This window comes from Pseudarthrobacter sp. fls2-241-R2A-127 (assembly GCF_030209355.1).
In the GTDB taxonomy this organism is placed as follows: Bacteria; Actinomycetota; Actinomycetes; order Actinomycetales; family Micrococcaceae; genus Arthrobacter.
The window spans coordinates 21,528-30,494 of the sequence record NZ_JARVSF010000054.1 but is presented as its reverse complement, the minus strand read 5'-3'; the positions used below and the strand labels follow the sequence as shown (position 1 = coordinate 30,494).

Below are 8,967 nucleotides of genomic sequence, written 5' to 3'. Positions count from 1 at the left end.
CGCCTTTTTACTTCAGGCCACGCTCACAATCTCCGTGGGAAGAACACCTAGGCATGAGGCCCCAGTGACGCATTCCGCGAACTACATTCATGGCGGCACCAGCGCGACGGCTAGAAGTGAGCTTCACCGAGGAAGACGTGGCCGCTATCGGAAAGATGATGATCGGCACCCCGGATGAGCACCTGGCCAGGCTCAAGTTCATTGAGGAAAAGCAGGCTGCTCTGAGGGCAATAGACGGGGAGTGAACCCCCGTAATAAGCTAGAATCGGATTTTGCCAACAATCCAAAAATGGGGGATAAATGATCACCGCTGAAGAGCACGACCAAAAAGCGAGGAACCTAGATGAGGCCCTTAAAGAGGTCTCGACCGGGTGGCGAACCTACAAGAACAATGGATATGGCTCCAAATGGACCATTCTCAACAAGATCCTGTTTACCCTAGGTGACGATGAACCAGGCGCCGTTTTTGCGTCCTATGAGGAAGGCGACGGGCATGGGACAGGAAAGATTGTCGTTATCGCTGAAAACTACCTGATCTACGGTGAGGGTGCGATGGAGACCATGAGTTTCAAAGTCATACCGAAAAGTCACTTCGAGGGACTAGAAATTCTGACCGCTAAACGGTTAACGAGCGACTGGGCCGACGACGTTGCCACAAGTGCGGTGCTTAGTTTTAGGAATGGCTTCGATATAACACTGCCCCCGGGCGACGGACTGACGCCTACAGGTCAGACTTACCTCGATAACCAGGTTATTCAGTTCAAGAAGCGTCTAATCGAACCCGCTTCCTAGCGATGAAACCCATGAGTCGTGGTTCCAGCTGATTGAGGGAGGCTCCGTTCATAAGGACGGAGCCTTCGCTGCGTTGAAGCTCTGCCGCCGTACGACAAGAGCATCGAGGCCACTTCGGCCCGGGAGGCAATCTGGCGGCTCTGGTCCGGCGTCGAGAACTGGGGCGCTTAGAACGCGGTGATCTACAGGATCCAAATTAACGGCCTGTTCGCGGCCGATATGCAGATCCTGATGACCCCTTCTGGCGACGATCCGATCCCCTCATCATCGCCGAGGCAGTCAAAAACGAACGCTTCGTTGATGAGGCCCGGTTCGGCGATCTGCTGCTTCGAACCATGCACCGCATCGAGCAGATCGACCAGGACCGGATCAAGGTGGTCTACCGGATGGAGATCACCGGCAGCGGCGCCGACGAAGCCGGCCAGCGAATGGGCCCGGCACCACCGCCGACGGGCCCGAGACGATGGACGCGCAGGTCAAGATACTGCCGCCTTATGCCCTGCGGCTTTGACGGCCAGCCATTAGTCCTGCAGCCTTCTTTGCCGGAACATCGGGAACGCCTCCCGCACCCGGTCCACGGTCTCCAGCGAGATCTCGACCGTCCGCACCCCAGACTCCAGCCCTAGATCCGCTTCAGCAACACCCATCGGGTCCACCAGCACGCTCCGCCCCACCGACACTGGGGGCGCCTGGCACACCCCCGCCACGTACACGCTGTTCTCGATGGCCCGCGCCGCATTCAGTGCCAGCCACTGCTCCGTCTTGTGCTCCCCCGGCACCCAGGACGAGCAGACCAGCAAAACCTGCGCGCCGGCGTCGGCCAATGACCTGGCCAGCTCCGGGAACCGCAGGTCGTAGCAAGTCATCAGCCCGAACCGCACTCCCCCGCACTCAAACACCACCGGCTCGGTGGACGGGCCCGGCTTGATGAACGTCGACTCCCCGAAACCCTGCGCATCGAAAAGGTGGATCTTCCGGTAGAACGCCAACCGGCCGCCGTCGGGCCCAAATACCACCAGCGTGTTGTGTGCCCTGCCCGGTTCCTCCGAGGTCTCCACCACGCCCGCCACCAGCGCGATGCGGTGGCCGCGGGCAAAAGCGGCGAGCTCCTGGCAGACAGGGCCGTCCAGCGGCTCGGCCACCGCGGGAAACGTCGCGTCCACCTTCTTTTTCTCGTAGGTGGCGTACTCCGGGAAGGCGACCAGAACGGCGCCGTCGCGCGCTGCCTCGGCGGCGCACCGGTCGATCACGGCGAGGTTCACCTGAATGTCGGCGCCCGACTCCAACTGCCCCAGCGCAATCCTCACAAGCATTCCCTCCCTCAAAACAGCGGCCACACTACAAACTGACAGGCTCAGGCGGCCGCCTCGACCGTTGCCTTCTCCGTGGCCGTCATTTCCGGCGGCGAGGCCTTGAAGCCGCGGGTGATCAGGGCCAGGACCAGCACGCCCAGCACCAGCCAGGACACCCCCAGCGTAATGGCGTTGCTGTCCAGCTGGGAGAGCAGGTAGGCGCAGATGATGGCGCCGATCACCGGGACCACCACGTAGGACACGGGGTTCAGCTGCTGCCCGGCCCGGCGCTGGCGCACGTAGTAGAACACCACCGAGGCGTTCACCAGCGTGAAGGCGGTGAAGGCACCAAAGTTGATGAACGACGTCGACGTGGCCACGTCCAGGAAGATCGCGATCAGGCCCACGATGCCGGTGATCACCAGGTTCGCCACGGGGGTGTGGAACTTCTCGCTGAGCTTGCCGAAGACGGCCTTGGGCAGGACGGAGTCGCGGCCCATCGCGTAGAGCAGGCGTGAGGCGCTGGCCTGCGCGGCGAGGCCGGAGGCGAACTGCGCTACCACCAGGCCGGCCAGGAACACGGCGCCGAACAGCTGCCCGCCGATCTGCAGGGCGATGGAGCTGGCCGCGGACGCCGAGTCCTCGAATACGCCGCCGGGGTGGACCAGCTGGGTCACGTAGGACACCGCCACGAAGATGCCGCCGCCGATCAGGGCAACCAGCATGATGGCGCGCGGCACGGTGCGGCGCGGGTTGATGGTTTCCTCGGTGAGGGTGGTGACGGCGTCGAACCCCAGGAACGAGTAGGCGGCGATGGCGGCGCCGGCGGAGATGGTGGTGAAGCTGGCGGTGCTGTTGAAGAACGGCTGCCCGCTGACCAGTCCCCCGGCGCCGTTGGCGGACACCACGTTGCCGATGGCCAGCGCCACGAAGAACACGAGGACCAGCAGCTGGAACGCCATCAGCACGTAGTTGGCCTTGTCCGCCACCTTGATGCCCAGGATGTTCAGCAGCGTGGTGATGACGATGAAGCCCACCACCCAGACGCCGATGGGGATGCCGGGGAACTGCGCGGTCAGGTAGGAGCCGCCGATGAGCCAGATGACCATGGGCAGGAAGAGGTAGTCCAGCAGCACAGCCCAGCCCACCAGGAACCCGACGCGGGGATCGATGGAGCGGCGGACGTAGGTGTAGGCGGAGCCGGCCACGGGGTGGGCCACGGCCATCCGGCCGTAGCTGTGCGCGGTGAACAGCATGGCCACGAGCGCCACGAGGTACGCGGCGGGCGCGGCGCCGCCGGTGGTTTCGGCGATGATGCCGAAGATCCCCAGGACGATGATCGGGGTCAGGTATGCCAGCCCGAACAGGACCAGCGAGGGCAGAGGTCTCGCCGGAAGGGCATGGACATTCTGCAGAGGACGACGTCTATGGGATTAGTGCAGGGCGGAGTCTTAGCCGCAATGACTGATTGGATATGTGCAACCCCGGCGGGCTCGCGTGCTGCTGAGCCCGAAGCCAACCGGGCTCTGGGGTGTCGTTGCCGTACTTACGGTGCGATAGTTCGGTCGATGAAACTGATAAGCACCTTGTTCGGCGTGCACAGCGCACATCCCAGGCGGCCCAGACATCGTTGAAAGCACATTTTCACTCGGCGCGTCCATGCGCAGCCCCTGTCCTACACTTTCTCGTCGGCCCTCCGGGCTAGCATGGGCAGAGTTAGGAATGCGCCCGGCAGGAAGGTTGGCTTATGCAGGTATTTATCAGTTGGTCCGGCCAGCAATCGCAGCATGTCGCCGCTGCCTTGAGATCGTGGCTCCCTAAGGTACTTGACAATAGGATCAAGCCGTTCGTGTCGTCGAAGGACATCGATAAAGGGGATCGTGGCCTGAATAAAATCGCGGAAGAACTGGAAGGTTCCAGCTACGGCATCGTTGTTGTCACCCGCGCTAACCAAGATTCGCCGTGGATCAACTTCGAGGCTGGAGCGCTTGGAAAATCAGTGAGCGATTCCAGGGTTGCCCCGCTTCTCGTAGGCCTTTCCGATACAGATGTAAAAGGTCCACTGAAGCAATTTCAGAATTCAGCCGCATCTGACAAGTCGGCTGTATTCAGTCTTGTCCGCTCCCTAAACAAGGCGCTTCCGGACCCTCTGGGGGATGGAACACTGGAGGTATTGTTCTCCGCCCACTGGGCAGAAATGGAGGAGGCGATTAGGACCGCCCCCACTGACGGCGAACTGCCGCCAAAGCAGCCCCGCAAGGAAGCGGACCTCCTCGACGAAGTACTGACCACCGTCCGATCCCTCCAGCGCGATATGGCCAGGATCCAGAACATACTGAAAGCGTCAATACGTGCGGATGACCTAAGTGTCGGCGAACGCGTTGGCGATCTAATTCGAAGCCGCCTCAAGCTCAGCACCATGAGTTGGACCGAAAGCGAAGATGAGATTACGGTTCACCTCCCCGAAGGTGCACCAAAGGTAGGGCTAACGTTGCTCCGTATGATTCGTGACTTGGCCGTAGACCACGGTGTAAAGATTACGTTGATGCGGCCAAACGGATCGTGGGTAGCGTACTCGAGTGATGGGCAGCAGAGCCGGAAAGCCGTGACAGGCAGTGGCTTCGATGAAGAGGCCGAAGAGTAACCAGCGCTGGGGAGCGACTGGTTACTCTGAAGGCCTAGCCTCTTGGCATCAGGCAACAGGGTGCACATCATGTCGATGGCTCCAACCATCTCGGAAGTGCAGGATGTTTGCTGTGAGCCGCCGGCGTCTCCATGCCCTGCTCTGCCGACCCGCCCCTGGGAGGTCTTTGATCTGCTCTCGGCTTCGCTCCATCCAATCGGCGTAACTCCGTCAATGTTCATGGTTCCTCCGCCATCTCCGACCCTCACTCGGTCAATGACACCTCTCCTCCTCCGGCTTCTGCGCGCATAGCGGCGACGGTCCGGTCGTATTGCTCGGAACCACCGCCATGTAAAGGGTCGTACTTGATCCGGTCTTTCCGGAGTTTGTCGGCCAGTTCTTGTTGCGCTGAGGAATCATTCCGGTACCAAGCCATGGAAACCGTTCGAAGTGCCGTAGAGGCAACTAAAAGTGTCATCCAATTCGCTCGGCTATTTCCCGTTCCGTCGGAAACAGATCGCGCCAAGGTGAAGATAAGAGACGGCCAGAGCACTAATTCTTTACGCATGTCTTCGTTCTCAATATCCAGTGACCAGCGGGAACAAATTGCGGTCAGCCTCAAACGCAGGTCTGTCAACTCATCAAAAGTGTGGACCCTGCTTTTTTGAGCATCCCACACGACTTGGTCGATTTCTGCGACTAGCGCTGCTACCGCTTCAATCCCTCGGGCCTTTGATGCTTCCCCACGCTGCTCGCGTAGCTGGAGATTGAGAGCGGTCCTCTGTTCGCCTAATTGCAGATTGAGTGCCTTCTGCTGTTCCTCGAGTTGTCGATGAGCTAACTTGGACTGGCTGACTTGTGCATCACCCGCAAGTCGCCTCTGCTCCGCCAAGGTCGCCTTCAGAACATACCCGGCTACAACCGCCGCAGCCGCCGACCCCAAGACCGCGCCAACAATGCCACTCCATAGTTGTGCCCACGTGGCTCCGTCCATTCCAAAAAAACCGCTTTGTGGGGCAACTATGTGCGCCCAGACAAAAGGAAACCACCACCACATTTTCACCATCGAAGTCTAAACCGGACCTCAGAAACAAGTACCCTCGCAGAAACTCAACCGAAACTGACTCCACACCACCAGAAAAGAGCCGGGGCCATAGACGCCACAGGAGCAGCGTCGATTTCTATGAGACCTTGTCGGCGCTTCGAGTTCACGTGGCCCGCGGTTCCGGCCGAGTCATTCACGGCGTCTAACGCTCTTGCCGCTTCGTCTTCAACGGTAGGCCGCAGGCATGGACACAATCCAAGGAACTCCCGCGTCCGGCTATTTGACGGAGAGGTATCCGGACGCAGGCCAGCTTCCTCCAACACTGCTGACGGTTATGCCAGTGTCTGTCTCGGCTAGGACAGGTATTATTCAGGAATATAGTGCCCGTGCTTCAGAGCAACAATCCACGGTTCCCGTGGGAGTCCTCCACACCACGCTAAGTAACGGATTCAAGGCACGAAGTTGGGTCGACGTTCACCGAGACGGACAACATCATGATCCGCCCGGCCCACCTGCCCTGACCAGAGACCAGGTGGGCACTTTCCCCGCTGCCCCGCGCACCAGCGGCGCCCACACGTCAAGTAGCTTGCAGCCCTAAATCAATCGACGAGCACCCGCTGCTTGCCACCATCCGAAGCTTCGACCGGACCAGCAACCTTGCCGTCCCGGTGATTCATCCAGCACCCCACCGCCAGCAGCGCCACAAGCCCGAAAGTGCTCAGCAACTGCGGCCTTGAATCCTCGCCGATGAAACCCACCGTGAAGATCGCCGCGAGGATCAGCAGGCCAAGGGAAGTCAGCCACGGGAAGCCGGGCATCCGAAGTGGAAGCGGCGTTCCCGCGCGGTCTGCCCGGAGGCGCAGCGCGAGCTGGGCCAGGAGCGCGGACGTCCAGACCAGCAGGCAGGTAGAACCCACGATGTTGAGCAGGACCGGAAGGACCTTCTCGGGGAAGGCGAGCTCCAGCACCACGGTGACAACACCGAAGGCAACACTCGCCAGGACCGCGACTACCGGAACCCGGGCCTTGGACACGGAAGCGAGCAGCCGCGGCGCTTCACCGCGTTCGGCAAGCGAGTAAGCCATCCGGGAGGCACCGTAGAGGTTGGCGTTCAAGGCTGACAGCAGCGCAGCCACGGCCACCAGGGTGATGGCGGTGGCGGCGCCCGGCATGCCGGCGGCGTCCAGCACCGCGGCGAACGGGCTCTTGAGTCCTGCCGAACCGACAGGAACCACCGCTGCGATCACGAAGATGGCGCCGATGTAGAACACCAGGATGCGCCACAGCACCGTGCGGACGGCTTTCTTCACGCTGCGAGCCGGGTCGGCGGTCTCGGCTGCCGCCACGGACACGATCTCGGTGCCGCCGAACGCGAACGCCACCACGAACAAGGCCGTCGCAATCCCGGCGAAACCGCTGGGAGCGAAGCCGGCACCGGTGAAGTTGGTCAGGCCGGGCGACTGGACGCCCGGCAGCCAGCCGAACAGCAGCGCGGCACCCACCAGGAGGAACCCGACAATTGCCGCCACCTTGAGCAGGGCGAACCAGAACTCGAACTCACCGAAGTTCTTCACGCTGGTCAGGTTCACGGCGGTAAGCACCACGATGAACACGAAGGCCATCAGCCACACCGGCAGCGCCGGGAAGATCGTGGCCAGCAGGCCCGCCGCGCCGAGCGCTTCGGCCGCGATGACCACCACCAGCTGCAGCCACCAGAGCCAGCCGACCGTGGCACCGGCCACCGGACCGTAGGCTTTGGCGGTGTAGACGGAGAAGGCACCGCTGTCCGGGTTGGCGGCGGCCATCTCGCCGAGCGCCCACATCACCAGGATGATGAGCGTGCCGGCCACGAGGTAGGAGATCAGCACCGCCGGACCGGCGGCCTGGATGCCTGCGCCGGAGCCGATGAACAGGCCTGCGCCGATGGCGCTGCCCAGGCCCATCATGGTGAGCTGCCGGGGTTTGAGGGCTGCGCCGAGTGGGCGGGCAGACGTCTTTGTCTGTTGTTCCATGGGGATTCCTCTTAGTTGTTGGGAACTGTTGGGGATAAAACTTCAGGCCGCGTGGGCTTCGAGAAGCCGGAGCACGCGGTTGTTGGAGGCGGGATCGGCAACGGTGATCCGCACGCCGTCGCCCTGGTAGGCCCGGACCAGGATGCCCGCGCGGTCGAACGCATCCACCAGGCTGGCCAGGAGCTGGGCATCGGCACGGATCCACAGGAAGTTGCCCTGGCTCGGCTGCAGCCTCCAGCCCTGAGCCGCCAGCGCAGCTGCCATCCGCACACGCTCCTGCTTCACCAAGGAAACCCGCGCTTCCATCTCCTCCCCCGCGTCCAGCGACGCAATCGCCGCCTTCTGGGCCAGCGCGCTCACGGCGAAGGGCAGGGCGGTGCGGCGCAGTCCTTCGGCGATTCCCGGCGTCGCAACTGCATATCCCACGCGGAGGCCAGCGAGGCCGTAGGCCTTGGAGAAGGTGCGCAGGATGCAGACGTTGGGGTACCGGCGGTAGAGCGCCAGGGAGTCGGGGCCGCTGCCGGCGTCGGCGTATTCCACGTAGGCCTCGTCGATCACCACCAGGACGCTGGACGGCACAGCCTGCAGGAAGGCCTCGAGGCACTCGTGGCTGATCGGTACCCCGGTTGGATTGTTGGGGGTGCACAGCAGGATCGCCTTGGTGCGGTCGGTGACGGCGGCGGCCATGGCCCCGAGGTCGTGGCCCTCGGCGTCGTCGAGCGGGACCCGGACCGGCCGGGCGCCTGCCAGCTCCACCAAGATGGGGTACGCCTCGAAGGAGCGCCACGCGAACACTACTTCATCCCCGGCGTCGCACAGTCCGGTGATGATCTGCTGCAGGACGCCCACGCTGCCGGGCCCCACTGCCACTTCATCGGCGGTGACGCCCAGGTGCAGGGCCAGCCGTTCGCGGAGTTCGACGGCGGCCATGTCCGGGTAGCGGTTCATCCTGCCGGCCGCCTCGGCCACCGCAGTGATGGCTGCGGGCAGGGGCTCGTAGTGGCTTTCGTTGCTGGCGAGGGCGACGATGTCCGTGCCGCTGCTGCGCCGGCCCGGGACGTAGGACGGAAGGCCTGCCACCGCGCCGCGAAGGGTGGGCACCGCAGTTTGGGGAACGGCCACAAGCTGATCACTGGTCATGAGGTCTGATCATGGAAGTGACCCGGACCACAATGCAAGGTAGGCTCCGGTGCTTGGGACTTC

General features: G+C 62.6%; 8 protein-coding genes. 3 read left to right on the top strand and 5 right to left on the bottom strand.

The annotated features are described in order from the left end of the window. Positions 1-89: 89 nt before the first annotated feature. Entirely contained in the window at positions 90-245 is a 156-nt protein-coding gene (locus QRN53_RS21510; protein WP_285245841.1) for a hypothetical protein, read from the top strand. Positions 246-300: 55 nt separating this feature from the next. Continuing rightward, positions 301-792: a hypothetical protein gene (locus tag QRN53_RS21505; RefSeq protein ID WP_285245840.1), complete on the top strand. Its 492-nt coding sequence runs from the start codon at positions 301-303 to the stop codon at positions 790-792. A 521-nt stretch (positions 793-1,313) separates the two neighbouring features. Here QRN53_RS21505 and QRN53_RS21500 read toward each other — a convergent pair. Together QRN53_RS21500 and QRN53_RS21495 are read right to left on the bottom strand one after the other, a co-directional pair. Beyond that, positions 1,314-2,099, bottom strand: coding sequence for a carbon-nitrogen hydrolase family protein (locus tag QRN53_RS21500; RefSeq protein ID WP_285245839.1), 786 nt, complete (start codon positions 2,097-2,099; stop codon positions 1,314-1,316). Between the two features lie 47 nt (positions 2,100-2,146). After that, a complete protein-coding gene (locus QRN53_RS21495) occupies positions 2,147-3,442 on the bottom strand; it encodes an APC family permease (protein ID WP_285245842.1) in 1,296 nt (431 codons plus the stop codon). 389 nt (positions 3,443-3,831) lie between these two features. On the opposite strand from QRN53_RS21495, the gene QRN53_RS21490 reads away from it, so the two are divergent. Continuing rightward, on the top strand, positions 3,832-4,728 hold the full coding sequence (locus QRN53_RS21490; protein ID WP_285245838.1) for a toll/interleukin-1 receptor domain-containing protein: 897 nt from the start codon (positions 3,832-3,834) through the stop codon (positions 4,726-4,728). Between the two features lie 244 nt (positions 4,729-4,972). Here QRN53_RS21490 and QRN53_RS21485 read toward each other — a convergent pair whose 3' ends face one another. The 3 genes from QRN53_RS21485 to hisC form a co-directional block, all read right to left on the bottom strand. Further along, complete coding sequence (locus QRN53_RS21485) at positions 4,973-5,764, bottom strand: hypothetical protein (RefSeq protein ID WP_285245837.1); 792 nt, start codon at positions 5,762-5,764, stop codon at positions 4,973-4,975. A 587-nt stretch (positions 5,765-6,351) separates the two neighbouring features. Further along, a complete protein-coding gene (locus QRN53_RS21480; protein WP_285245836.1) occupies positions 6,352-7,764 on the bottom strand; it encodes an amino acid permease in 1,413 nt (470 codons plus the stop codon). A gap of 42 nt (positions 7,765-7,806) precedes the next feature. Beyond that, entirely contained in the window at positions 7,807-8,904 is a 1,098-nt protein-coding gene (gene hisC, locus QRN53_RS21475) for a histidinol-phosphate transaminase (RefSeq protein WP_285245835.1), read from the bottom strand. Positions 8,905-8,967: the final 63 nt, after the last annotated feature.

Bases quoted from the DNA above. Each gene is read 5' to 3' on its own strand.
- hisC (WP_285245835.1), bottom strand. From the start codon at position 8,904: ATGACCAGTGATCAGCTTGTGGCCGTTCCCCAAACTGCGGTGCCCACC.
- QRN53_RS21505 (WP_285245840.1), top strand. From the start codon at position 301: ATGATCACCGCTGAAGAGCACGACCAAAAAGCGAGGAACCTAGATGAG.
- QRN53_RS21510 (WP_285245841.1), top strand. From the start codon at position 90: ATGGCGGCACCAGCGCGACGGCTAGAAGTGAGCTTCACCGAGGAAGAC.
- QRN53_RS21485 (WP_285245837.1), bottom strand. From the start codon at position 5,764: ATGTGGTGGTGGTTTCCTTTTGTCTGGGCGCACATAGTTGCCCCACAA.
- QRN53_RS21490 (WP_285245838.1), top strand. From the start codon at position 3,832: ATGCAGGTATTTATCAGTTGGTCCGGCCAGCAATCGCAGCATGTCGCC.
- QRN53_RS21480 (WP_285245836.1), bottom strand. From the start codon at position 7,764: ATGGAACAACAGACAAAGACGTCTGCCCGCCCACTCGGCGCAGCCCTC.